We start from the raw sequence: 22909 nt of genomic DNA, 5'->3' as shown, positions 1-22909 counted from the left end.
CGACGTCAATCGGCCGCGGGCGCCTCTTCCGGCCCGGGCAGGCGGCGCCACTTCTCCGCCACGACCACCTCGGTCAGCCGCCAGCCCTCGCGGGTGCGCAGCAGACCGAAGGCGTAGCGGCCGCCGCACACGAGGTCGGGGGCGGCCGGGCCCCCGCCGTCCGCCGTGAACCGCATCGGATTGACGTAGTCGGCCCGCACGCGCGCGGTGTCGCCGGTGTCCTGCTCCAGGATCTCGAACCGCACCCGGCGGTTGACGATCAGGTGCTGGCGCATCGGGAACACGCGCAGGGACTCGGCGAGCCAGGAGGCCACCTTCCCGGCGCCTCCCTCGATGCCCCCGGCCGAGCGGTAGTCGGCCCGCCCCTCGGGCGTGAACAGCCTCTGATACGCCTCCCAGTCGCCGTCGTCCACCGCCGCCGCGTAGTCGGTGACGACTTCGTCGACGGCCAGCCGGTCCATCACGGTCGCGAGCTCCACGCGCTGCGTCATCGGATCAGTCTTGGGCATGGGGCGCGCCCGGCCAAGGGGGTGCGCGCCTCCGGCGCAACATCCCTGCCCGCGGGGGCCGTTCACCGCCCCGCGGGCCGCCGGTGGATTCCTATACTGACCGAATGATCACTGTTGCGCTCAGCGCGCTCGAAGTGGCCATGGTCCAGTCGGGCGCCCGGCCCGAGGACACGCTCCGGGACACCGCCGCCTTCGCGCGGCGCGTCGAGGACCTCGGCTACCGGCGCCTGTGGTACGCCGAGCACCACCATTCCCCGGCCATCGGGGCGTTCCCGCCCGTGGTGCTGAGCGCGCACGCGGCCGCCCTGACCTCCACCCTCCGTCTCGGTTCCGGCGGCGTCCTCGCCCCCAACCACGCCCCGCTGATGCTGGCGGAGCAGTTCGGCACGCTGGCCGCGCTGCACCCGGACCGGATCGACCTGGGCATCGGCCGCGGCCCGGGCACCTTCGACGAGCCGACGGCGCGGGCCCTGCGCCGGGGCGCCGGGCCCGCGACGGACGACGAGTACCGGCAGGACGTGGCGCGGACGCTGCGTTTCCTGGTGGACGAGGTGGCTCTCGGCCCGCTCCCGGAGCCGTGGCTGCTGGCGTCGAGCACGGCCGGCGCGGCGCTCGCCGCGGACCTGGGGCTGCCGATCGCCGTCGCGCACCACATCCGTCCCGACAACACCCGTGCCGCGCTGGCTCTCTACCGCGAGAACTTCTCGCCGTCCCGCTGGTGCGCGCGCCCGCGCGTGCTGGTCTGTGTGGAGACGGTGTGTGCGCCGACGCAGGCAGAGGCGGCGCGGCTCGCGGGCCCGATGGACGTCGTCAAGGCCGGGCTGCTGAAGGGCCGTGGCGACATCCCCTTCCCCACGCCGGAGGAGGCGGCCCGCCACCCGTTCACCGCGGAGGAGGCGCAGGCGCTGGCGGCTTTCCGTGCTCAGCAGGCGCACGGCTGTCCCGACTCGGTGGCCGGGCGTCTGACCGAGCTGGCGGAGGTGACCGCGGCGGACGAACTCATGCTGGTGACGCCGGTCTACGCGTTGGCCGACCGCCTGCGCTCCTACGAACTCGTGCGGCAGGAAGCCGTCAGGCCGCTTCGATGACGTCACCGCGGATCGCGGCCGCCCACTCGACCACCAACAGCTCGTACTCGGCGCGCTCTTGGGCGGACAACGTGCCGCCGGCGCGCATCCACAGCGCGCGGATCTGCTCGTTCACCTCCGCGGCGGACCGTAAGCGTACGGAACCAGGGGGCATGGAGTCGGGGGACATGCACACAAGCCTAGGGCGAAGGACTGACAGTGCGCTACCGGACGGCTACCGAGACCGTATGCGATGGGTCACGGATTTCGCCGTCCGCCGGAGCCGGGGCGCCCCAACACGCCCCCTCCGTAGGGGAGTTGCCGCTCGGTCCGCCGGCTCCGCCGCGTGCGGGCCGAGCCCCGCGCGGTGACCGGGCGACGATGACGACCCCCCTCGTGCACGCCATGCGCGCGCTCCCCGCAGACGCGGGGGAGGGGTCGTCACCGCCCGCGCAGATGGTGACGCTTGCGCCACGCCACCACGGCGGAGATGAGAGCCGGCACGGCGATGAGGGCCATGGCGATCAGGAAGGCGGGGGACGTCGGCGAGGAGGCGCGGGCGCCGGCCACGGCGTACGCGGCGGTGTTCGGGACGGAGCCGAGCCCCGTCGCGAGCAGGAAGGGGAGCCACCCCATGCGGGAGACGGCGGCGCCGTAGTTCGCCGCCCAGAACGGCACTCCCGGGACGAGCCGGACCGCCATCATCGAACGGAAGCCGTGCCGGCTCAGCTGCCCGTCCACGGCCTGCAGCAGCCGGCCCCGCAGCAGCGGGCGCAGCGCGTCCTGCCCGAGCACCCGGCCCAGGCCGAAGGCGATCCCGGCGCCGAGCACCGTGCCCGCCAGGGCCGCGCCCGTGCCGAGCTGGGAGCCGAAGAGCGCGCCCGCGCCGAGGTTCAGCAGCGGCCGCGGCACGAACGCCACGCTGCACAGTCCGTACGCCGCGGCGAACACCACGGCCGCCGCGGCCCCGCCGAACTGCGCGGGCCAGCCGTGCGCCAGCAGCCGCTGCGGCTCGTAGAGCAGCACGGCGCTCGCGGCGGCCGCGAGCAGGACGAGGAGCAGGGACAGCCGCGACCACGGGGAGAGCAGCACACGGGTGAGGCGCGCGCCCGGTCCCGGTGGCGACACGGCGACGGCGAGTTCCGCGGCGGTCCGGGGAGAGGCCGTGGCGGTGCCCCCAGAGCGGGTGGTGGCATCGAACATCCGGTGACACTAACCGACGCATGTGTGTGATCGCCGTATCGTTCGTCTCATGAGCGTCACAGGCATGGCCGGCGCGGGTGTGCCGTTCAGCACACTCGCCGACACCGTGCTGGAGCGGCTCACCGCCACCTACGCCGCCGCCGACCCCGAGCGGGCCGGTCCCATGCGCGCGTACATGAAGGACGTGGCCCCCTTCCTCGGCCTCGCCTCGCCGGTGCGCCGTGCCCTGTCCCGCACCGTCCTGGCGGGCCTGCCCCGCCCCGCCGAGTCCGACTGCACCGCGATCGCGCTGCGCTGCTGGCGGTTGCCCGAGCGGGAGTACCACTACTTCGCCGTCGACTACCTGCGCCGCCACGCGCGCGTGTGCTCCTCCGGCTTCCTGCCGGTGGCCCGGCACCTCGTCACCACCGTCTCCTGGTGGGACACCGTCGACGCCCTGGCCGCCCATGTCGTGGGCACGCTGGTGGCGGCCGATCCGGCTCTGACGGCGCAGATGGACGCCTGGATCGCGGACGAGGACCTGTGGGTGGTCCGCACCGCCCTGCTCCATCAGCTGCGCTACAAGGAACGCACCGACAGCGCCCGACTCTTCGCCTACTGCCTGCGCCAGTCCGGCCACCCCGACTTCTTCGTCCGCAAGGCCATCGGCTGGAGCCTGCGCGAGTACGCCAGGACCGACCCCGAGGCGGTACGGGCGTTCCTGGCGCGGGAGCGCGGGCGGTTCTCGCCGCTGTCCGTGCGGGAGGCGCTGAAGAACACCGGGGCCTGAACGCCGCCCCGTCCGGACCCGCGCCAGGGAAAACCGGTGGACCCGTGACGACCGGTCGGCGATGATCGGCGTCATGTTCCGGTACGCCTTCCACCTCGCAGCATCCGCGGTCGCGGATGCCACGAAGGCTGCCGTCTCCCTTCTCGTCGCCGCAGTCGACGGCGCCCGAAGCTGACCCTTCCCGGATCGTCCGGCGGACCCCGCAGGGGGAGGGTCGGCACGTCCTTGGGGTCCTGATCCACCTACGTAGAGGCTTCGAGGTATCGCCATGCCCAAGACGGCGTACGTGCGCACCAAACCGCATCTGAACATCGGCACCATGGGCCACGTCGACCACGGCAAGACCACCCTGACCGCCGCCATCACCAAGGTGCTGGCCGAGCGCGGCACCGGCACGTTCGTGCCCTTCGACCGCATCGACCGCGCCCCGGAGGAGGCCGCCCGCGGCATCACCATCAACATCGCGCACGTCGAGTACGAGACCGACACCCGGCACTACGCGCACGTGGACATGCCCGGCCACGCCGACTACGTCAAGAACATGGTCACCGGCGCCGCGCAGCTCGACGGGGCGATCCTCGTCGTCTCCGCCGTCGACGGGATCATGCCGCAGACGGCCGAACACGTGCTGCTCGCCCGGCAGGTGGGCGTGAACCACATCGTCGTCGCGCTCAACAAGGCGGACGCGGGCGACGAGGAACTCACCGACCTGGTCGAGCTGGAGGTCCGCGAACTGCTCACCGCGCAGGGCTACGGCGGGGACCGCGTACCCGTCGTACGCGTCTCCGGGCTGAAGGCCCTGCAGGGCGACCCGCGCTGGACGGCGTCCGTCGAGGCGCTGCTCGACGCCGTGGACACGTATGTGCCCATGCCCGAGCGCTATCTGGACGCGCCGTTCCTGCTGCCGGTGGAGAACGTGCTCACCATCACCGGCCGGGGAACGGTGGTGACGGGCGCGGTCGAGCGGGGTGTCGTCCGCGTGGGCGACCGGGTCGACGTGCTCGGCGCCGGGCTGGAGAGCGTCGTCACCGGCCTGGAGACCTTCGGCAAGCCCATGCAGGAGGCGCAGGCCGGGGACAACGTGGCGCTGCTGCTGCGCGGCGTCCCCCGGGACGCGGTGCGGCGCGGGCACGTCGTGGCCGCGCCGGGCAGCGTGGTGCCCGGTCGGCGCTTCTCCGCCCGGGTGTACGTGCTGTCGACGCGCGAGGGCGGGCGCACCACACCGGTGTCGACCGGCTACCGGCCGCAGTTCTACATCCGCACCGCGGACGTGGTCGGTGACGTCGACCTCGGTGACACGGCCGTCGCCCGGCCCGGTGACACCGTCACCATGACCGTGGAGCTCGGGCGGGACGTGCCGCTGGAGCCCGGACTCGGGTTCGCCGTCCGTGAGGGCGGGCGGACCGTCGGGGCGGGGACCGTGACCACCGTGGGCTGAGGCCGGTGCGCGCGGGGGACCGCCGGCCGGCCGTGGCCGGCCGCGCGGTTCCCCGCGCCCCTCGGGGGAGGGCGCGGGGCCCGCGCGTCCGCGGGCGCCGCACAATGGAGCCGTGACCGACCCCATACCCGTGACCAGGAAGGTCGATTTCGGCCTCGCCAAGCTCATGCCCGACGTCGACCGCAGGCGTGCCTGGCTGCTCACCGTCGACGGGGCGCCCCAGTCGTACGTGGACCTGGACGCCCCGGCGTACCTGGAGTTCGAGTACGCGCGGCGGCTCGGGCACGTGCTGGACACCCTCGCGCAGCCGGGGAGCCCGCTGGACGTGCTGCACCTCGGCGGGGGCGGGCTCACCCTGCCCCGGTACCTGGCCGCGACCCGGCCGGGCTCGCGGCAGGACGTCGTCGAGGCCGACCGCGCCCTGCTGGAGCTGGTGGTGGAGCACCTGCCGCTTCCCCACGGCGCCGGCATCGCCCTGCACACGGCGGACGCCCGCGCCTGGCTGGAGAGCGCTCCCGCGGACTCCGCGGACGTCCTGGTCGCCGACGTCTTCGGCGGCTCGCGCGTCCCGGCGCACCTCACCTCGCTCGGCTACGCCCGCGAGGCCGAGCGGGTGCTGCGGCAGGACGGCGTCTATCTGGCCAACCTGGCCGACGCCGCGCCCTTCGCCTTCCTCCGCTCCCAACTGGCCACTTTCGCCGCGCTCTTCGCGGAGCTGGCACTGATCGCCGAACCCGGCGTCCTGCGCGGTCGCCGCTTCGGCAACGCGGTCCTCGTCGCCGCCCACCACCCCCTGGACGTCCCCGCCCTGGCCCGCCTCACCGCCGCGGACGCCTTCCCGGCCCGCGTCGAGCACGGTCCGGGCATAAGGCGCTTCATCGCCGGCGCCCGTCCGGTACGGGACCAGGAGGCCGTTGCGTCACCCGAGCCCCCCGAAGGGGCGTTCGGCGTCGGGTGAGGCGTCGTCCGCACGGGCCGTACCGCTCCTCACCGGGCCCGTCATCCGCCGGTCGGGTCGCCGGACAGCCGTACGGTGCTCATGATCTTCATGATCGTCGAGTCCGGCACCTCGCCCTTGACGCCGGTCGCGCCGTAGAGGTTCCAGGCCACGTAGTCCCCGGCGGAGTTCTTGAAGCCGAACGTGATCGCCTTGCCGTCACTGGCGCACTTGGACTTGCCGATCTGCGGGCTGTTGTGCGACCGCGCCCAGGCGTAGCTGCCGGTGATGCCGGAGGCCGTCGTGTACTTCTTGGCCTTCTTGTCGAAGGTGAGGCTCTTCTTGTCCGGCTGCGTGTAGCCGCCGAAGACCCACCACGCCACCTGGTTCACGGCGACCTCGTCGGTGTTCTTCGCGCCGTCCGCGCCCTTGGTGCCGGTGGCGGCGAGCGCGGTGTCGTCGGAGTGCCCGTCCTTGTTGTCGTCGGAGGTGCACCACTTCGACTTGTAGTAGGCGGGCGCGGACATCACGATGAGCGGCTTGCCGCTGGGGTCCTTGTCGTCCTCGAACCCGATCGACATACCGGGGGAGTCGACCTCCCAGTCCGCCGGGACGTCGAACGCGGTGCCCCACTTGGGGTTCACGACGACCTTCCAGCCCGGAATTGTCGCCTTGGCGCTCTCCCCGCCGCGCGGATTGTCGTCCGAGCCCGAGGCCGACGCGCTGGGGTGGGCCGGGGCCGACGGCGACTGCCGGACCTTCTTGTCCTTGGCGCTGTCGGCCTTGTCGTCGTTCTTGCCGCCGAGCACCAGGAAGCCCGTGACACCGGCCGCCACGACCACGGCCGTGGCCGCGACGATCGCCACCAGCCTGGTCCGGTTGCCCCCGCCGCCCCCACCGCCTCCGGTCGGCGGCTGAGGGGTCCCGGGCGTTCCCGGTGGCCCCCACTGCGGCTGCTGCGCATAGGGGTTCGGCTGCTGGTATCCGCCCTGCTGATACGGATTCGGCTGCTGGTACCCCGGCTGCTGGTACGGGTTGTCCTGCGCGGGAGGGTGCTGCCCCTGCGCGTTCTGCTCGCCCCCGGGCGGCTGCTGTCCTGGCCACATGAAGAGCCACCCTAGATGATCGATTCCAAGGGATCGGCTGCGCGCACAAGAGGAGGGAGCCCAACGTCAGTGTGTGAAGACAGAGTTGGACTCCCTCGCCACCGCACTCTATGTGAAGACCGACGACCTGCTGAAGGCATCACCGCATCTGGTGCCCTGGCGTCCGGCGGTCGGGATCGCTCCGCTACTGACCGATGCCGAACTGGTCACGCTCGCGATGATGCAGGCCATGCTGGGCTTCACCTCCGAGGCCAAGTGGCTTCGCCACGCCCGCTCCCACCTGCGGCATCTCTTCCCGTACCTGCCGAAGCAGCCCGGCTACAACAAGCGCCTACGCAAGGCCGCCGAGCTGCTGCGGCGGGTGACCCGGGTGCTGGCCACCGACACCTCTGTGTGGAGCGACGACGTGTGGATCGTGGATTCCACGCCGGTAGAGTGCGGACGCTCCCGCGAGACCGTCAAACGCTCCGACCTGGCCGGATGGGCCGAGTACGGGTACTGCGCCAGCCACAGCCGCTTCTTCTGGGGCCTGCGCCTGCACCTGGTGTGCACCCTGCAGGGCCTGCCCATCACCTTCGCCCTGACCGGGGCCAAGGCCGACGAACGCGAGACCCTGCTGGACCTGCTCGCCGCCGAACCGCACCTCGTCGCCGCCCGGGCTGGACAGACCCTGATCGGCGACAAGAACTACTTCGGCCGCGACTTCGAGCATCAGGTGGCCGAGCAGGACATCCGGCTGCTGCGGCCAGCCCGCAAGGGCGAGCCAGAACGGCCCGGCGCCCCGCTGTTCAAGCCGTTGCGGCAGGTCATCGAGTCAGTCAACGAGACCTTCAAGGGTCAGCTCAACCTCGAACACCACCGAGGCCGTACACCGGGCGGCGTGATCGCCCGCGTCATGCAGCGCATCCTCGCGCTGACCGCCGCGATCTGGCACAACGACCACACCGGCCAGCTCGTCCTGCGCTCACTGACCGCCTACGACCACTGACCCCTTGGAATCGATCATCTAGTGCCGCCCGGGACACGGTTCGGTCACCGTGACTCGTCAGGGCTGTGCCGATCGGCGCGGGATCCGGTCGGCACGGGATCTGGCCACTCGTGGCTACTCATGGGTAACATCCCGCCATGAGCGCAGACCAGATGTCGATCGGCGAGATGCTCGCCGCGACGGTGCCGATGGCCCGGACCTTGAAGCTCGAGTTCCTCGAGACCACGTCCGACCGGGCCGTGGTGGCACTGCCGGACCAGAGCGAGTACCACAACCACGTGGGCGGGCCGCACGCCGGAGCGATGTTCACGCTCGGGGAGTCGGCGAGCGGGGCGATCGTGCTCGCGGCGTTCGGGGAGCAGCTCGCGCGGGCCGTGCCGCTCGCCGTGAGCGCCGAGATCGCCTACCGGAAGCTGGCGATGGGCGCCGTCACCGCCACCGCGACGCTCGGCCGGCCCGCCGCCGACGTCGTGGCGGAGCTGGACGCCGGGCAGCGGCCCGAGTTCCCGGTGGCGATCGAGATCCGGCGCGCGGACGGAGCGGTCACCGGCGAGATGACCGTGGTGTGGACCCTGCGTCCCAACGGCTGAGCACCGAGGCGGACCCGAGGCCCGGGCGCCTGCCGTTCCCGGGCCCCGCGGTGTGCCGTCAGGCCGCGAGCCCGCGGCTCACCGGCGCCGTGCCGTCCTCCAGGCCGGCCGCGAACTCCTTGAGCCAGGCGGCGAATTCGGGCCCCAGATCGTCCCGGGCGCAGGCCAGGCGCACCACCGCGCGCAGGTAGCCGGCCCTGTCGCCGGTGTCGTAGCGCAGTCCGTCGAAGACGACGCCGTGCACCGTGCCGCCCGCGGCCGGCTCCCGCAGGGCGTCGGTGAGCTGGATCTCACCGCCCCGGCCGGGCGGGGTGTGCTCCAGGACGTCGAAGACCCCCGGGTCGAGGACGTAACGGCCGATCACCGCGTACCCGCTCGGCGCGTCCCGCGGCGACGGCTTCTCCACCAGGCCGGTGACGCGCACGACGTCCTCCTCGCCGGCCGGTTCCACGGCCGCGCAGCCGTAGTGACGGATCTGCTCGGGCGGGACCGCCATCAGCGCGACGACGCTTCCCCCGTGCCGGCCGTGGACGTCGAGCATCCGGCTGAGCAGCGTCTCGCGTGGGTCGATCAGGTCGTCGCCGAGCAGGACCGCGAAGGGCTGGTCGCCGACGTGGCGGCGGGCACACAGCACCGCGTGCCCGAGGCCGAGCGGTTCGCCCTGGCGGATGTGATGGATGTCCGCCAGCCGGGCGGGGCCGCGCACGGCGTCCAGGCGTACGGCGTCGCCCTTGGCCGCGAGCGCCTGCTCCAGTTCGAAGGCGCTGTCGAAGTGGTCCTCGATGGCCCGCTTGTGCCGGCCGGTGACCATGAGGACGTCGTCCAGCCCGGCCGCGGCGGCTTCCTCGACGACGTACTGGATGGCCGGCTTGTCGACCACCGGCAGCATTTCCTTCGGTGTGGCCTTGGTCGCGGGCAGAAACCGCGTGCCGAGTCCGGCGGCCGGGACGACGGCCTTGCGGACGGAGCGGACGGTGCGGGCGGGGGTGCTGGAGGAGTGGGGGGCGATCATGCCGCCCATGCTGGCGGAGGCGGATGAGAGCCGGCCCGGAAAAACCTCGCAACCCGCTGTGGACGCGCGGGCGGTGGAGATTTCGTGTGCCAACCGCCTTGTGCCGCACACAATATGGTGGACCGCTCAACGACAATCTCGAATGCGGGTGCGGGTACCGCCGGTAACTCGGTGGAAATCAATGTCTTTTGAGCGGGGACCGTTCGAACTCCTTGTTGGCCGTACGTCAATTGTGCGAAAGTGAACGGCCCTATGGCGGTCCCAGAAACTCGACGGGCTATAGGCACGCACCGGTCGGGTGCCCGATATCCGGCGGGTGCGCTTTCCACCCACCGTCCTGCGGCTTGGAAGGAAATGGTCCCGTGCAATCCCCTTACCCCCCACGCCCGCCGTATCCGCCCCGCCCCGGACCGGCAGCGCCCGAGTCCGACCCCAACCTCGTCGCCCGGCTCGGCCGGGGCCCCGAGGGTGACCGCGCGACCGCGCTGCTGCTGGCCCGGCACTGGCGCGCGACCTTGGACTACGCGGTCATCTGTGCTGCCTCCGGGGAGGACCCGGCGGCCATCGCCGCGGCCGCCGCGTTCCACCGGGTCCTGGGCCGGCCGGCCGAAGGCGCCCTCCGGCCGCACCTCCTGACCGCCGTACGGGACACGGTCAGGGAATGGGCGGCAGATGACGGTATTTCCGTTCTTCTGCCGGAACTCCGCAAACCGGCCGGCGGGCGGGGCCTGCGGGCCGCGCGGTCCTCGACACCGGAAAGGAGGCGGCTGGCGGAGCGGGCGTTCCAGGCGCTTCCGGGAGCTTCGCAATGCCTGCTGTGGCACACCGAGGTCGAGGCGGAGCCCATATCCGTACCGGCTGGTCTGCTGGGGGTGGACACGGGCACCGCGGCGGCCGCGCTGGAGCAGGCCCGCGAGCAATTCCGAGCGGGTTGCGTGCGCGCCCACCGGGAACTCGCGCCCGGCCGGGAATGCCGTTTCTACAACCGCCTCCTCGATGTCCCGATGCGCCGGGGCGGTGCCCTGCTCCCGGACGTCCAGCAGCATCTGACGGCATGCCGGTACTGCCGTCATGCCGCCGAACAGCTCAGTCACTTCGAGGGCGGTCTGGATGAGCTGCTCGCCGAGACCGTGCTCGGCTGGGGCGCCCGGCGCTACCTCGACTCACGCCCCCGGCGCGGCGGCGGCCTCCCGCTGACGCCCGGGCGCGGCCCCCTGCGTCCGGGTGGCTACGGCCGCCACCGCCCCGTCCCGGCGCGCAGACACACCATGGCGCTCGCCGTCGGCGTCGGGGTGGCGGCCCTCGCCCTGCTGGCCACCGTCCTCGTCGCCACGGGCTGGACCGACGACAACGGTGTCTCCGGCCCGCGGGCCGGCCGGGGCGCCGAGAGCGGCAGCACCCTGCGTCCGTCGCACCCCGCGAACAGCGCCTCCCCGGACGCCGTTTCGCCGCACGCCGTCTTGGCGGGCGCCGTCCCGGCGGGCGGCAGCGCGGCGGCCGGTCCGCCGTCGCCGGCCCCGACGGGACGGGCCGCGCCCGCGGGACGGGCGGCGCCCGGGGGACGGCCCGTCTCCGCGGGACGACCTGCCTGTACGGGGTGGTCCGTCTCCGTGGGGGACTCCGTCGGGTCCGGACGCGGCGGACTTCCCGGTGCCGGGGCGGGCCCCTGCCTCGACATCGACGTGGGCTGCCTGTGTGCCGTGAAGGGCGCCGCCGACGCCGGCGTCCACGGTGGCCGGATCCTGTCCGGTGCGGCGGCCGTTCTGGCGCTCTGCCCCACCGCAGGCCCGCGGCGGTCGCCGTTCCAAAACGCCCCTCTGCCGCACACCGGGCCGCTCACCGCCCTGTGCCCCGATCCCGGCGCCGGCGGGCGCCTCGTGAGGCAGGCCGGGCGCCTCGTGCGCGGCAGCGGGATCGGCTACGGCCTCACGGTCCGCGGTGAGCTCCTGCCGCGCGCCGGCGAGAGCCCGCTGGTCGAGCCGGACACGGGGACACCGGTCGCGGACAGCGGGCGGAAGGGTTCGGCCGGGCGGGCGCGGGCGAGCGGTGCCGACCGTGACGGAAGCGGCCGTCAGGGCAAGGCCGTGGGCCCGGGGAAGGACTCTCCCGGCGGCACGGCGCACCCGCGCGACGCGCAGTCCGCGCCGCAGCAGTCCGAGGGCGGGCGGGGGCAGCGGCGCTCCGCCCCGGCCGACAGTCACCCCGCGCCTTCCGCGCGGACGGCGCCGGCGGAGGGCGGCGGGCCCCGGACCCTGCCCGCCCGTGTGGTCGCCAGCGCGGTCACCACCGTCGCCGGCCGCCGGGCCGCCGGAGCGGCCGAGGAGCACCGTGTGCCGGGGAGCGCGTCCGCGCGACCGTCGCGTGCCCGGACGGCGAGTCCGCCCGGAAGGCCCTGGAGGCCCGGGGCGACCGCGACCGCGGGAACGCCCTGAGCGCCCACGTCCGCCGGGAGCGGTCGGGAGCGGTCGGGAACGACCGGGAACGGTTCGGAACGACCGGGAACGATTGGGAACGGTTGGGAACGTGAGTGCGGTCTACGGGACGGTGCCTCGACACGGTGACCCGGTACGCTTCCTGGTGTGCGCCCCGCGCGGGCGCGCGCCGGGGAACGCAGGACAAAAGGCCACACGGGAGGACCGGCGTTGCACGTCCAGGAATGGCTCGACACGGTACCCGCGGGCGCGGTCTACGCCGTGGTGGCGCTGGTCATCGGGGTGGAGAGCCTGGGCATCCCGCTGCCGGGCGAGATCGTCCTGGTCTCCGCCGCCCTGCTCTCCTCCCAGCACTCCGGGATCAACCCGGTCGTGCTCGGTGCGTGTGCGAGCGCCGGTGCCGTCGTCGGCGACTCCATCGGCTACGCGATCGGCCGCAAGGGCGGACGGCCGCTGCTGGCCTGGCTGGGCGGGAAGTTCCCGAGACACTTCAGCGAGGGGCATGTCGCCACCGCCGAGCGGTCCTTCGAGAAGTGGGGCATGTGGGCCGTCTTCTTCGGCCGCTTCGTCGCCCTCCTGCGTATCTTCGCCGGCCCCCTCGCGGGCGTGCTGCACATGCCGTACTGGAAGTTCCTGATCGCCAACGTCCTCGGCGGCGTCTGCTGGGCGGGCGGCACCACGGCCGTCATCTACTACGTGGGCGTCGTCGCCGAGGGCTGGCTCAAGAGGTTCTCCTACCTCGGGCTGGCGGTCGCGGTGCTGATCGGCCTGACGTCCATGCTGGTCCTGAGGCGCAAGGCGAAGAAGGCGGCCGCCGCCAGGGAGCGGGAAGCGGCCGAGGCGGAGGCCGTCCCGGCCGTCGACTGAGCACACCGCCCGTCTTTCCTCCGGGCCCGTCTCCTACGGCTCCTCGTGCACCCCGTGCACCTCGTGGTGCGCCTTCGCCAGCTCCGCGTACAGCGTGCCGTTCAGGGTGACGCCCTCGCGCTCCTCCGCCGTCAGCTCGCGCTTCACCTTTGCCGGTACGCCCGCCACCAGCGATCCGGGCGGCACCTGCATGCCCTGCGGGACCAGCGCCTGCGCGGCGACGAGCGACCCGGCGCCGATCACCGCGCCGTTGAGCACCGTCGCCCCCATGCCGATCAGGCAGTCGTCCCCGACGGTCGCCCCGTGCACCACGGCGTTGTGCCCCACGGACACCCGCTCGCCGATGCGCACGGGGAAGCCCGGGTCCGCGTGCAGGGTGCAGTTGTCCTGGATGTTGGCCTGAGCACCTACGGAGATCTGCTCGACGTCACCGCGCAGGACGGCGCCGTACCAGACGCTCGTCCCGGACTCCAGCGTCACATCGCCGATCACCGATGCCGTGGGCGCCACGAAGGCCTCGTCGTCGATCCTCGGTTCCCTGCCGCCGATCGCCGTGATCAACGCCTTGTGCGTCATCGCCTCTCCTCGTCCTCGGTTCAGGACGCACCGTAAGCGATGAACTGCCCGGGCTGCGTGCCGGGGCCGCGCGTCACCCGCCGTGGCGGACGCCCCCGTCGGCCGGGAGACGAGCCCGTGCGGGTCACCTGCCGCGGGTGATGCCCGGCGGGGGCCGGCGGTGGACCGTGGTGCCATGGAACCCACGACGCCGCGACAGCGTTGGCTGGCACGGGCGTCACTGGCGGCGGCCGTGGCGTCGGTGCTCGTCCTCGCCGTGTTCGCGGGGCTGAAGACCTTCGCTCTGCTGGCGGTCGGACTGGTCGGCACGGTGGTGACCGTCGCGGCCCTGTGGTGGATCGTGACCCGTCGGGGCCCGTCCCGCCTGCTGGCCGCGCTGCTGGCCCTCGCCGCACCGGTCTGGATGCTGGTGTCCTACGCGGGCGCCCAGCTGTTCTGGGTGGTGGCCGTGGCCTGGGCCCTGTGGCTGCTCGCGGTCACGGCCGGCCGGGAAGCCCTGGTGCGGTCCGGCAGGCCCGTCGCACCGGCCGAGGGGCCGGCGCCGCCGGTGAAGCGCGCCGTGCTGATCATGAATCCGCGCTCCGGTGGCGGCAAGGTCGAGCGGTTCGGGCTGCGGCAGAAGGCGGAGTCGCTGGGGGCCCAGGTGCTGCTCCTGGAAGGCCCGGGGGAGACCGACGTCTCGGAGCTCGCCCGCAAGGCCGCGGCCGAGGGCGCCGACCTGCTGGGTGTCGCGGGCGGGGACGGCACCCAGGCGCTGGTCGCCGACGTCGCCGCGGCACTCGGCCTCCCGTTCCTGGTGATCCCCGCGGGAACCCGCAACCACTTCGCGCTCGACCTCGGCCTGGACCGTGACGACCCCTCGAAGGCCCTGGACGCCCTGCGCGACGGCGTGGAGGTGCGGGTCGACCTCGGCCGGGCGGGTGTGCGCCCCTTCGTCAACAACGTGTCCTTCGGCGCCTACGCCGAGGTCGTGCAGAGCCCGGCGTACCGCGACGGCAAGACCCGCACCACGCTCGAACTCCTGCCCGACCTGCTCCTGGGCCACAAGGGGGCCACGCTGACGGCCCGCGCGGGCGAGACCCTCTTCGACTCGCCGCAGGCCCTGCTGGTCAGCAACAACCCCTACGGCACCGGCGACATCGCCGGCCTCGGCCGCCGGGCGCGCATGGACGGCGGGCTGCTGGGCGCCGTCGGCGTGGACGTGAACAACGCCGCCCAGGCCGCCGGTCTGCTGCGCGGGCACCGCGCCGCCGGGCTGACGCGGGCGACGGCCGCCGAGGTGGTCGTGGACGCGGACCGGCCCTTCATCCCGGCCGGTGTCGACGGCGAGGCGCTGACCCTGCCCGTGCCCGTGCGGTGCGTGGTCCGGCCGCGCGCGCTGCGGGTGCTGGTGCCGAGGCACCGGCCGGGCACGCGCGCGGCGCGACCCCGGCTCGAATGGCACCGCCTGGCCCGGATGAGCCTCCCGGCCGTGCGCGGGCCGCGCCGCTGAGAGACCCGGCCCGTGCGGGGGTGGCATCGCTTGGTCCGTCCGTGCGGGGGTGGCATCGCTTGGTCCGTCCGTGCGGGGGTGGCATCGCTTGGTCCGTCCGTGCGGGGGTGGCATCGCTTGGTCCGTCCGTACGGGGGTGGCAGTGCTTGGCCTGCCGTGCGGGGGTGGCAGTGCTTGGTCCGTCCGTCCGGGGGCGGCACCGCTCGGCCCGGCCGCCCGGGGCCGCGCCGCTGAGGGCCGACGCCCGGGCGGACCGACCGCCGGCGCCCGGGCGGACCGGCGCCTGCGCCCTATCGATGCCCTGGCGACAGTCGACGCCCGGGCCTTATCGACGCCCGGGCTCCATCGGCGTCCTGCGCTCCGGTGTCCTGGACTCCGGCGTCCTGCGCTCCGGCGCGCTGGGACGGACGGGAGGAAGGACTCGTGCGGCCGCGGGCGACGGTCTTGCCGAGTTCCCACAGTCCCAGCAGTGCCAGCGCCGGCAGCAGCGCCCAGCCGAACTGCCCGATGGTGAGCGGGGTGGTGTCGAGCAGCCGGTTGAAGACGTCCGTCTGGGTCGCCAGGACGGCGAGCACGAACTCGCCGAACATCGCCCGGTTCATCTGCCTGCTGTCGAAGGTGTCCACCGTGAGCGCGGTCTCCGTCTCGCTGCGGCACTCCACGCCGGCCACGATCAGGCAGAACGCGAACGAGGTGAAGGCGATGGAGTTGCCGATCGCGGTGCTGTCGAAGCGTGCCTCGCCCAGCTTGATCAGCGACAGCAGCCCGATGGTGATCGCCAGCCCGGCGAGCCCGACCGTCACCATCAGACGCTTCGTCATCACCGGCTCGCCGCGCGGCCGCGGTTTGCGTTCCATCAGCCCCGGACTGACCCGGTCGAAGCCCAGCGCGAAGCCGAAGGCCCCGTTGACGAAGAAGTGGATCCACAGCACCTGGGCCGGCGTGAACGGCTCCCCGTTCGCGATGTTGAACAGGGTCGCGCCGAGGAAGGTCAGCACGAACACCACCAGCAGGACCAGCACGAAGCGGATGTACTTGGTGAGGTTGTCGTAGATCTTGCGGCCCTGCTCGACCGCGAAGACGATCGTGGCGAAGTTGTCGTCGGACAGGATCAGCCGTCCGGCGTTCTTGGCCACCTCGGTGCCGGAGCCCATGGCGATCCCGATGTCCGCCGCCTTGATCGCGGGGGCGTCGTTGACGCCGTCCCCGGTCATGGCCACCACGTCGCCCTTCTTCTTGAGGGTGTCGGCGAGCAGCACCTTGTGCTCGGGGGCCACCCGGCCGATCACGCCGATGTCGTCGATGCGCGCCAGCCGTTCCGACTCGTCGAGGGCGGCGAAGTCGGAGCCGAGGACGGCCTCGCCCTCGATGCCGACCTGCTCGGCGATGGCCGCGCCGGTGACGACGTCGTCGCCGGTCACCATCCGCACCCGGATGTTGGCCGCCCGCGCTCCCTCCACCGCCTTCCTGGACTCCTCGCGCGGCGGGTCCTCCATCCCGACCAGGCTGGTCACCTGCAGCCGGGTGACCTGCGCGAGCAGGTCGCCGTCGGCCGCGAAGTCGGCCGCGTCGATGTCGCGGGTGGCGGCGGCCATCACCCGCCGGCCCGCCCGCTCCATCCGCTCCATCTCCTCGTGCGCCCGCTTGTCGAGCTCGGCGTCCCAGGGGATGCTCGCGCCGTCGGACAGCGCCGTCACCGCCCGCCGCATCACCGCGGGCGCCGCTCCCTTCACGAAGCACCGGACCACCGGCCGGCCCCGGGCGTCGGTGGCCTGGTGGAAGGTGGCCATCAGCTTGTACGAGGGGTCGAAGGGCAGGGTGGCCAGACGCGGGAACCTCTCCCGGGTGGCGTCGGCGTCGAGACCGGCCTTGTGACCGAGCACCAGCAGGGCGCCCTCGGTCGGGTCGCCCACCACCTTGCCGTCCACGAGCTTGGCGTCGCTCGCCACCAGATAGGGCAGGATCGCGCCCTCGAGGTCGGAGGAGCGGCCGACGGCATGGTGGATACGGCCCTGAAGCTCGTATCCGGTGCCCGAGACGGTGTAGCGGTCGAAGGCGTCCACCACCTCCACCGCCGTCATCTGGTTCAGCGTCAGGGTGCCGGTCTTGTCGGTGTTGATGGCGGAGGTGAAGCCGAGGGTCTCCACCGACGGCAGGTCCTTCACGATCGCGTGCTGCTGGGCCAGGTCCAGGCTGCCCAGCGACAGGATGGTCTGGGTCACCGTGGGCAGCGCCTCGGGGATGGCCGCGATCGCCAGCGACACGGCGGCGACGAACAGCGCGTCCCAGGCGTCGCCGCGGGAGCGTCCCAGCACGAACATCACGATCATGGTCAGCCCGGCCGCGCTCGCGATCCACAGGGTCAGCCGGTCGAGCTCCTTGGTCAGCGGCGACTGCTCACGGCGGGTGGCCGAGAGCATCCCGGAGATCTTGCCCAGCTCGGTGGCGGAGCCCGTCTCGGTGACGAGCATGACGCCGCTGCCGTGCGTGACGGGCGTGTTCATGAACGCCGTGTTGGTCCGGTCCCCGGGGCTCGGGTTCTCGCCCCGCACGATCCCGGTGTCCTTGGCGGCCGGCGTGCTCTCGCCGGTCAGCGCGGACTCGTCGATCTGCAGGGCGCTCGCGGTGACGAGACGGCCGTCGGCGGGCACGTCGTCCCCGGCGGCGATCAGCACGACGTCCCCGACGACGACCTCCTCCGCCGGTATCTCGGTCTCCGTGCCGTCCCGCCGCACTCGCGCGGTGGCCTTCATCATCGACTTGAGGGCGTTCATGGCGCTCTCCGCCTTGCCCTCCTGACGCATGCCGATGACCGCGTTGACCACGGTCAGTGCCAGCAGCAGCACCGCGGTGCCCCACTCCTGGATGGCCAGCGACACGATCGCCGAGGCGACCAGGATCAGCTGCATGTAGCTGCGGTACTGGTCGAGCATCCGGCGCCAGCCCGGCCGCGGCCGCTCCTCGGGCAGGGCGTTCGGGCCGTCCCGGCCGAGCCGTTCGGCCGCCCGCGCGCCGCTGAGACCGACGGCGGGGTCCACACCGAGGGCGTCCGCCACCGCCTGGGGCGGCTGCGCGTACCAGGGTTCGGCCGCCGTCGCGCGGCCCTGTTCTCTCTCCACCGGGGAGGTCATCGTGCCTGCCTCCGCTTCTTGTGGGCCGTGACCGACGCGGCGTACGGATCGGCCGGCGCACCGGCCGGGGCCTCCGCCTCCAGGTCCTCCTTCACCAGGCCCAGCTCGTGCCGGGCCTTCTCGCCGACCTCCGGGTACTGCGGGTCGATGTCGATCAGGGTGTGGGCGAGCACCGCGGCGGCGCAGATCCGGGCGTACCACTTGTGGTCCGCGGGCACGACGTACCACGGGGCCCAGCTGGTGCTGGTCGCGGACAGCATGCGGGAGAAGGCCCGCTGGTAGTCGTCCCACCAGGCGCGTTCGTGCACGTCGGCCGCGGAGAACTTCCAGTTGCGCTCCGGTACGTCGATGCGCTTGAGGAAGCGGGTGCGCTGTTCCTCCTTGGAGAGGTTCAGGAAGAGCTTCACCACCCGGAAGCCGTTGTCGTGCAGATAGCGCTCCCAGTCGTTGATCTCGCGGTAGCGCCGCCGCCACACGCCCTTGCGCTTCGCCTCGTCGGGAAGCCGCTGGCGGTCGAGGAGTTCGGAGTGCACCCGCACCACCAGTACCTCCTCGTAGTGCGAGCGGTTGAAGATGCCGATCTCCCCGCGCCGGGGCAGCCGGCAGGCGTAGCGCCACAGGAAGTCGTGGTCGAGTTCCTCGCTGGAGGGCACCTTGAAGTTCGACACGTGGACGCCCTGCGGGTTCACCCCGGTCATCACGTGCCGGATCGTGCCGTCCTTGCCGCCGGCGTCCAGGGCCTGCAGACACAGCAGTACGCCGTACCTGCCCTCGGCCGCCAGCCGCCGCTGGTAGTCGGCCAGCATCGTGACACCGGTCTCCAGCAGCTCCTGCCCCTTCTTCTTCTTTCCGATGCCGCTCGTGTCGCCGGGGTCGAAGTCGGTGGACAGGTCCACCTTCGATCCCGGCTTCACCCGCAGCGGTGCGATGAACTCGGCGATCCGTTCGGCTCGTTCGTCCGTCATGAGTACGGTCTCCGCTCGTCAGTAGGTCTCGGAGTCCGGCCGCACCACGCACAGGGCCCAGATGATGAATGCGTACAGCGCGATCAGGGTGACGGACCAGAACGGGGCGTACGGGATGTCGAGGAAGTTGGCGATGATCAGCAGCCCCGCGACGCCCACCCCCACGGCCCGCGCCCAGGTCGCCCCCATGACCAGGCCGATGCCCACGGCCATGGCGAGGAGCCCGAGGGCCAGGTGGATCCAGCCCCAGCTCGTCAGGTCGAACTTGAAGACGTAGTTGGGGGTGCTGAGGTAGATCGCGTCGTCCGCGATCGCCATGATGCCGCGGAAGATGTCGAGCATGCCGCTCATGACGAGCATCACTGCGGCGAACGCCGTCAGCCCGCCCGCGACCGCGAGGGTCCCTTCCGAGCGCCGGTGCTGCGTGGTGGTGGTCATGGCAGGACCTCCGTTCCCGGTCGGCCGCCGATGGCGGCGCCTTCTTCACTCCTACTCCGGCGGGGCCGTCCAGGGGTCACCTCGGAAGGGTGAGGACGCGGCGGGCGTGGGAAAGGCGCACGCACGCTTCGAGAGGCCCCCCGGCGGCAGGCGCCGGCGGCGCGTCAGCGGTGCCTCAGAAGCGGTGGTAGTGCACGGCGCTGGCCACGGCGATGTCCTGGAGCGAGGCGTGGCGCCGGCTGAAGGGGATCCAGAACAGGCCCACGGGAAGGGCGATGCACAGAACGGCCCGCAGCAGGGCGCGGGGAATGCCGAGCAGCCGTCCGGTGCGGCGGGTGACGCGCAGTCCCAGCAGCCAGTTGCCGAGGGTGCCGCCGGTCGTGGCCCAGCTCATGGTGAGGTAGAGCACGGCGATGGCCCAGCCGAGCGCCCCGGTCAGCCAGAGGGAGAGGTCGGGCAGGTGGAACGGCGGCCCGGTGACGACGAGCCGCAGCCCGGCGAACGCGAGTTCCACGGCCAGCCCGATGACGGCCACCACGAGGGCGTCGGCCACGGCCGCGAGGCACCGCGACACGACCCCCGCCGTGGTGTCCTGGGCCGGTGCCGGGTCCGGACGGGTCACGGCGTCTGCCCGTGCGGTGGCGCGAGCCCGCCGACGCGTCCCGGCGTGCCGCCGGGTCTGCGCAGCAGCCGGTCGGCGACGCGGTTGACCATCCGGTCGGCCCGCATGCTCCGCAGCCGCAGCGCGTCGACCGTCTCCTCGGCCATCCCGCCACTGGTGTCGCGGACGATCCGGCCCAGGTCGATCTCCTCCAGCACGGCCTTGGTGAGCGCGGCCAGGTCGACCCTGTCGATCACGGCGTCGACGTCCAGCCGGGCGGCGATCCGGTCGACGTCGACGCGCGCCGCGATCCGGTCGAGGTCGATACGCGAGACGATCCGTTCGATGTCTATACGCGACACGATCCGTTCGAGGTCGACGCGTTCCGCGACCCGGTCGACGTCGACACGGGCGGCGACCGCGTCCACGTCCACCCGGGCCGCCACCCGGTCCACGTCGACCTGGTCGGCGATGTCGTCGACGTCCACCCGGCGGGCCACGCGCATCACGTCCACCCGGTCGGCGATCCGGTTGACGTCGAGGCGGGCGGCCACGCCGTCCAGATCGAGCCGGTCCAGGACGGCGGCGGTCACCGCGGGAACCAGCCGGTCCAGAACGCCCGCCGTGACCGTGGCGACCAGCCCGTCGGCGAGCCGGCCCGCGGTCCCCAGTGCGTACCGTGTCACCCGTCCGGCGAGGCCGAAGGGGTTCACGAGGCCGGTCCTGGTCACCTCTGCACCGCACCACGGTTCCGCCGCGGCCGCCTCATCCGCCACGGGTGATCCTCGCACCGGCCGGCGCGTGCCCCGCGGTGGGGTGAAGATCACAGGGTGCGGGCCTCATCGGCCCGGCCCGTGCTGAGTACGGTGAGCGGGTGCCGAAGCGCAAGAACACGTTCTCATCCTGGCGGCGGAGCCTCACGCAGCGCGCCGTCCACGCGGGCTGGGCCTGGGTGCAGCGCACCGGCTCGGTCACCGCGGAGCGTCCGGGACGCTTCCGCTTCGGCGCGCTGGGTGCCCACACCCGGCTGGCCTTCCCGCTCGGCACGGTCTTCGGCGAACCCTGGATCCACATCGGGTCCCACTGCATCGTCGCCGAACAGGTCACCCTGACCGCCGGCCTCATGCCCGACCTCGACCTCGGCACCGAGCCGATCCTGCGCATCGGGGACGGCGTCGTGCTCGGCCGCGGCAGCCATGTCATCGCCGACACGTCGGTCACCATCGGCAGCGACTGCTACTTCGGGCCGTACGTCTACGTGACGTCCACCAACCACTCCTACGACGATCCGCACCAGCCCATCGGCAAACAGTGGCCCCGGATGGAGCCGGTGGAGATCGGGCCCGGCTGCTGGATCGGCACCGGCGCGGTGATCCTGCCGGGCGCGCGGGTCGGGCGGAACGTGGTGGTGGCCGCCGGCGCGGTGGTCCGGGGCGTCGTTCCCGACCACGCCGTGGTGGCCGGCGCACCGGCCCGCGTCGTCCGCCGCTGGACCGCCGCCGAGGGCTGGCAGCCGCCGCTCAGGACGCCGGCGCCGGTGCCGATACCGGACGGCGTCACCCCCGAACAGCTCCTGGCCCTCTCGGAGTTGGACGAGGAGACGGTGTCCGGACTGGCGGAACTGGACGAGGAGACGGTGTCGGGACTGGCGGAACTGGATGAGGAGGCGGCGGCGGGACTGGCCGGACGGGACGAGCCCTAGCTCGAAGACCGGGCCAGGGCCGCCCGGGGCCGGCTGCCGGATCATGCCGGAGGCACGGGACCTCACGGGTCAATACACCTGGCCCGTCGCCAGCAGCACCGTGCCCACCAGGGCCAGGCCCGCGCCCGCCGCCTGGACGCCGAGGAGGCGTTCCCTGAGGAAGCCGCGGGCGGCGAGAGCCGTCACCACCGGGTAGAACGAGGCGAGCACGGCCGCGACCATGACGGGGCCGTGCCGGGCGGCGACCGAGTAGGTGCCGTTCGCCGCGACGTCCGCGAGGCCGACGAAGGCCAGGGCGGGCAGCGAGGCCCAGGGGAAGCCGCCCTCGGGAAGGGCCTCGGTGCCCCGCCTGACGGAGGCGAACAGGGCGATGCCGCCCGCGGCCACGTTCGTCACACGCTGCACGAAGAGCGCCAGGAACAGACCGGTGACGGTCGTGGAGGCCTCCGCGATCAGAGCGAACACGGTGCCGAAGCCGAGCGCCGCGACGAGCGTCAGGAGGATGGTCCGCCGCTGTACGCAGGCGCCGCCGAGCCGCGGACCGCCCGCGAGCACCACGCCGGTGACGGCGACGGCGATCCCGGTGACCTGCGTCGGACCGGGCCGCTCGCCGAGGAAGAGGCCCACGCTCACCGGAACGGCCACGCTCAGCGTGGCGAGCGGCGAGACCACGCCCATCGGGCCCAGCGCGAGCGCCCGGTAGAAGGCGATCATCGCCACCGGCCCCACCAGTCCGGCGGCGAACGCGAACCACAGCCGCGGCCCCGCCTCGCTCCAGCCGCCGGTGGCCACCACGACCGCGCCGAGCACCGCCGCCGCGATGGTCTGCGAGACGACGACCACGGTGAGGGCCGGACTGCGCCGGGTCAGCAGTCCGCCGCCGAAGTCGGCCAGTCCCCAGAGCAGGCTGGTGGCGAGGGCGAAGAGTGCTGTCACGGGGGGCCTCGCAGTACAGTTCGGTGAACGATCGGGTGCATCACAGCGTAGTCCAGTGGAATGCACTCAGTCATCTAAAATATTGGCCTCTCGTCGGACCTCGCTCCACCCCGCTCCACCCGCTCGCCCCCTACGCAAGGACATCGGACG

At 72.9% G+C, this 22909-nt stretch carries 22 protein-coding genes; 10 read left to right on the top strand and 12 right to left on the bottom strand.

The genetic code is table 11. The features are described from left to right. Window positions 1-5 precede the first annotated feature (5 nt). Window positions 6-491 (bottom strand): nuclear transport factor 2 family protein, encoded by a 486-nt coding sequence (locus tag ACJ9NR_RS06505; RefSeq protein WP_412489263.1) that lies wholly within the window; start codon window positions 489-491, stop codon window positions 6-8. A gap of 122 nt (window positions 492-613) precedes the next feature. On the opposite strand from ACJ9NR_RS06505, the gene ACJ9NR_RS06500 reads away from it, so the two are divergent. Beyond that, a complete protein-coding gene (locus ACJ9NR_RS06500) occupies window positions 614-1597 on the top strand; it encodes an LLM class flavin-dependent oxidoreductase (protein ID WP_412489264.1) in 984 nt (327 codons plus the stop codon). Here the strand turns inward: ACJ9NR_RS06500 and ACJ9NR_RS06495 are convergent. Continuing rightward, window positions 1581-1766, bottom strand: a complete 186-nt coding sequence (locus tag ACJ9NR_RS06495; RefSeq protein ID WP_412489265.1) for a hypothetical protein — start codon at window positions 1764-1766, stop codon at window positions 1581-1583. The two genes, ACJ9NR_RS06500 and ACJ9NR_RS06495, sit on opposite strands and share 17 nt — an antisense overlap. 251 nt (window positions 1767-2017) lie before the next feature. Then, window positions 2018-2779 carry a TVP38/TMEM64 family protein gene (locus ACJ9NR_RS06490; RefSeq protein WP_412489266.1) on the bottom strand — a complete coding sequence of 254 codons (762 nt, stop codon included), beginning with the start codon at window positions 2777-2779 and terminating at the stop codon, window positions 2018-2020. 49 nt (window positions 2780-2828) lie between these two features. Here ACJ9NR_RS06490 and ACJ9NR_RS06485 point away from each other — a divergent pair, with 49 nt between their 5' ends. From ACJ9NR_RS06485 to ACJ9NR_RS06475, 3 genes are all read left to right on the top strand, one after another. Next, window positions 2829-3548 carry a DNA alkylation repair protein gene (locus ACJ9NR_RS06485; RefSeq protein WP_412489267.1) on the top strand — a complete coding sequence of 240 codons (720 nt, stop codon included), beginning with the start codon at window positions 2829-2831 and terminating at the stop codon, window positions 3546-3548. A gap of 268 nt (window positions 3549-3816) precedes the next feature. Continuing rightward, window positions 3817-4986 (top strand): elongation factor Tu, encoded by a 1170-nt coding sequence (tuf, locus tag ACJ9NR_RS06480; protein ID WP_412489268.1) that lies wholly within the window; start codon window positions 3817-3819, stop codon window positions 4984-4986. Between the two features lie 112 nt (window positions 4987-5098). Beyond that, window positions 5099-5944: a spermidine synthase gene (locus ACJ9NR_RS06475; RefSeq protein WP_412489269.1), complete on the top strand. Its 846-nt coding sequence runs from the start codon at window positions 5099-5101 to the stop codon at window positions 5942-5944. 41 nt (window positions 5945-5985) lie between these two features. On the opposite strand, the gene ACJ9NR_RS06470 is transcribed toward ACJ9NR_RS06475, so the two are convergent. After that, window positions 5986-7029, bottom strand: a complete 1044-nt coding sequence (locus tag ACJ9NR_RS06470) for a DUF8017 domain-containing protein (protein ID WP_412489270.1) — start codon at window positions 7027-7029, stop codon at window positions 5986-5988. A gap of 73 nt (window positions 7030-7102) precedes the next feature. On the opposite strand from ACJ9NR_RS06470, the gene ACJ9NR_RS06465 reads away from it, so the two are divergent. Continuing rightward, window positions 7103-8017 (top strand): IS982 family transposase, encoded by a 915-nt coding sequence (locus tag ACJ9NR_RS06465; RefSeq protein WP_412489271.1) that lies wholly within the window; start codon window positions 7103-7105, stop codon window positions 8015-8017. A 137-nt stretch (window positions 8018-8154) separates the two neighbouring features. Further along, window positions 8155-8607 (top strand): DUF4442 domain-containing protein, encoded by a 453-nt coding sequence (locus tag ACJ9NR_RS06460; protein ID WP_412489272.1) that lies wholly within the window; start codon window positions 8155-8157, stop codon window positions 8605-8607. A gap of 58 nt (window positions 8608-8665) precedes the next feature. On the opposite strand, the gene galU is transcribed toward ACJ9NR_RS06460, so the two are convergent. Beyond that, entirely contained in the window at window positions 8666-9619 is a 954-nt protein-coding gene (gene galU, locus ACJ9NR_RS06455; RefSeq protein WP_412489273.1) for a UTP--glucose-1-phosphate uridylyltransferase GalU, read from the bottom strand. A gap of 362 nt (window positions 9620-9981) precedes the next feature. Between galU and ACJ9NR_RS06450 the strand changes: the two genes are divergently transcribed. Next, window positions 9982-12051, top strand: a complete 2070-nt coding sequence (locus tag ACJ9NR_RS06450) for a hydrolase (RefSeq protein WP_412489274.1) — start codon at window positions 9982-9984, stop codon at window positions 12049-12051. A 210-nt stretch (window positions 12052-12261) separates the two neighbouring features. After that, entirely contained in the window at window positions 12262-12918 is a 657-nt protein-coding gene (locus ACJ9NR_RS06445) for a DedA family protein (protein WP_412489275.1), read from the top strand. A gap of 33 nt (window positions 12919-12951) precedes the next feature. Here the strand turns inward: ACJ9NR_RS06445 and ACJ9NR_RS06440 are convergent, their stop codons facing one another. After that, window positions 12952-13494, bottom strand: a complete 543-nt coding sequence (locus ACJ9NR_RS06440; RefSeq protein WP_412489276.1) for a gamma carbonic anhydrase family protein — start codon at window positions 13492-13494, stop codon at window positions 12952-12954. 175 nt (window positions 13495-13669) lie between these two features. Here ACJ9NR_RS06440 and ACJ9NR_RS06435 point away from each other — a divergent pair, with 175 nt between their 5' ends. Continuing rightward, a complete protein-coding gene (locus ACJ9NR_RS06435) occupies window positions 13670-14986 on the top strand; it encodes a diacylglycerol/lipid kinase family protein (protein ID WP_412489277.1) in 1317 nt (438 codons plus the stop codon). A gap of 290 nt (window positions 14987-15276) precedes the next feature. Here ACJ9NR_RS06435 and ACJ9NR_RS06430 read toward each other — a convergent pair whose 3' ends face one another. The 5 genes from ACJ9NR_RS06430 to ACJ9NR_RS06410 all read right to left on the bottom strand — a co-directional run bounded on the left by ACJ9NR_RS06430 (window position 15277) and on the right by ACJ9NR_RS06410 (window position 20852). Beyond that, window positions 15277-18117 carry a cation-translocating P-type ATPase gene (locus ACJ9NR_RS06430; RefSeq protein WP_412489278.1) on the bottom strand — a complete coding sequence of 947 codons (2841 nt, stop codon included), beginning with the start codon at window positions 18115-18117 and terminating at the stop codon, window positions 15277-15279. Beyond that, window positions 18114-19082, bottom strand: a complete 969-nt coding sequence (locus tag ACJ9NR_RS06425) for a polyphosphate kinase 2 family protein (protein WP_412489279.1) — start codon at window positions 19080-19082, stop codon at window positions 18114-18116. The genes ACJ9NR_RS06430 and ACJ9NR_RS06425 overlap by 4 nt, the downstream gene beginning before the upstream one ends. An 18-nt stretch (window positions 19083-19100) precedes the next feature. Beyond that, a complete protein-coding gene (locus ACJ9NR_RS06420) occupies window positions 19101-19520 on the bottom strand; it encodes a DUF7144 family membrane protein (protein WP_412489280.1) in 420 nt (139 codons plus the stop codon). Between the two features lie 175 nt (window positions 19521-19695). After that, window positions 19696-20142: an RDD family protein gene (locus tag ACJ9NR_RS06415; RefSeq protein ID WP_412489281.1), complete on the bottom strand. Its 447-nt coding sequence runs from the start codon at window positions 20140-20142 to the stop codon at window positions 19696-19698. Then, a complete protein-coding gene (locus tag ACJ9NR_RS06410) occupies window positions 20139-20852 on the bottom strand; it encodes a hypothetical protein (protein ID WP_412489282.1) in 714 nt (237 codons plus the stop codon). The genes ACJ9NR_RS06415 and ACJ9NR_RS06410 overlap by 4 nt, the downstream gene beginning before the upstream one ends. Window positions 20853-20995: 143 nt before the next feature. On the opposite strand from ACJ9NR_RS06410, the gene ACJ9NR_RS06405 reads away from it, so the two are divergent. Beyond that, window positions 20996-21823, top strand: coding sequence for an acyltransferase (locus tag ACJ9NR_RS06405; protein WP_412489283.1), 828 nt, complete (start codon window positions 20996-20998; stop codon window positions 21821-21823). Window positions 21824-21892: 69 nt separating this feature from the next. On the opposite strand, the gene ACJ9NR_RS06400 is transcribed toward ACJ9NR_RS06405, so the two are convergent. Further along, window positions 21893-22759 carry an EamA family transporter gene (locus ACJ9NR_RS06400; RefSeq protein WP_412489284.1) on the bottom strand — a complete coding sequence of 289 codons (867 nt, stop codon included), beginning with the start codon at window positions 22757-22759 and terminating at the stop codon, window positions 21893-21895. Window positions 22760-22909 lie beyond the last annotated feature (150 nt).

It is taken from the genome of Streptomyces sediminimaris (genome assembly GCF_047049295.1).
Taxonomy (GTDB): domain Bacteria; phylum Actinomycetota; class Actinomycetes; order Streptomycetales; family Streptomycetaceae; genus Streptomyces; species Streptomyces sediminimaris.
Note: the sequence above shows the minus strand (reverse complement) of the source record. Positions and strands in the feature narration are given on the sequence as shown.

Excerpts from the sequence above, each read along its gene's own strand:
- ACJ9NR_RS06505 (WP_412489263.1), bottom strand. The coding sequence starts at position 491 with ATGACGCAGCGCGTGGAGCTCGCGACCGTGATGGACCGGCTGGCCGTC.
- ACJ9NR_RS06500 (WP_412489264.1), top strand. The coding sequence starts at position 614 with ATGATCACTGTTGCGCTCAGCGCGCTCGAAGTGGCCATGGTCCAGTCG.
- ACJ9NR_RS06495 (WP_412489265.1), bottom strand. The coding sequence starts at position 1,766 with ATGTCCCCCGACTCCATGCCCCCTGGTTCCGTACGCTTACGGTCCGCC.
- ACJ9NR_RS06490 (WP_412489266.1), bottom strand. The coding sequence starts at position 2,779 with ATGTTCGATGCCACCACCCGCTCTGGGGGCACCGCCACGGCCTCTCCC.
- ACJ9NR_RS06485 (WP_412489267.1), top strand. The coding sequence starts at position 2,829 with ATGAGCGTCACAGGCATGGCCGGCGCGGGTGTGCCGTTCAGCACACTC.
- tuf (WP_412489268.1), top strand. The coding sequence starts at position 3,817 with ATGCCCAAGACGGCGTACGTGCGCACCAAACCGCATCTGAACATCGGC.
- ACJ9NR_RS06470 (WP_412489270.1), bottom strand. The coding sequence starts at position 7,029 with ATGTGGCCAGGACAGCAGCCGCCCGGGGGCGAGCAGAACGCGCAGGGG.
- ACJ9NR_RS06460 (WP_412489272.1), top strand. The coding sequence starts at position 8,155 with ATGAGCGCAGACCAGATGTCGATCGGCGAGATGCTCGCCGCGACGGTG.
- galU (WP_412489273.1), bottom strand. The coding sequence starts at position 9,619 with ATGATCGCCCCCCACTCCTCCAGCACCCCCGCCCGCACCGTCCGCTCC.
- ACJ9NR_RS06440 (WP_412489276.1), bottom strand. The coding sequence starts at position 13,494 with ATGACGCACAAGGCGTTGATCACGGCGATCGGCGGCAGGGAACCGAGG.
- ACJ9NR_RS06435 (WP_412489277.1), top strand. The coding sequence starts at position 13,670 with ATGGAACCCACGACGCCGCGACAGCGTTGGCTGGCACGGGCGTCACTG.
- ACJ9NR_RS06430 (WP_412489278.1), bottom strand. The coding sequence starts at position 18,117 with ATGACCTCCCCGGTGGAGAGAGAACAGGGCCGCGCGACGGCGGCCGAA.
- ACJ9NR_RS06425 (WP_412489279.1), bottom strand. The coding sequence starts at position 19,082 with ATGACGGACGAACGAGCCGAACGGATCGCCGAGTTCATCGCACCGCTG.
- ACJ9NR_RS06420 (WP_412489280.1), bottom strand. The coding sequence starts at position 19,520 with ATGACCACCACCACGCAGCACCGGCGCTCGGAAGGGACCCTCGCGGTC.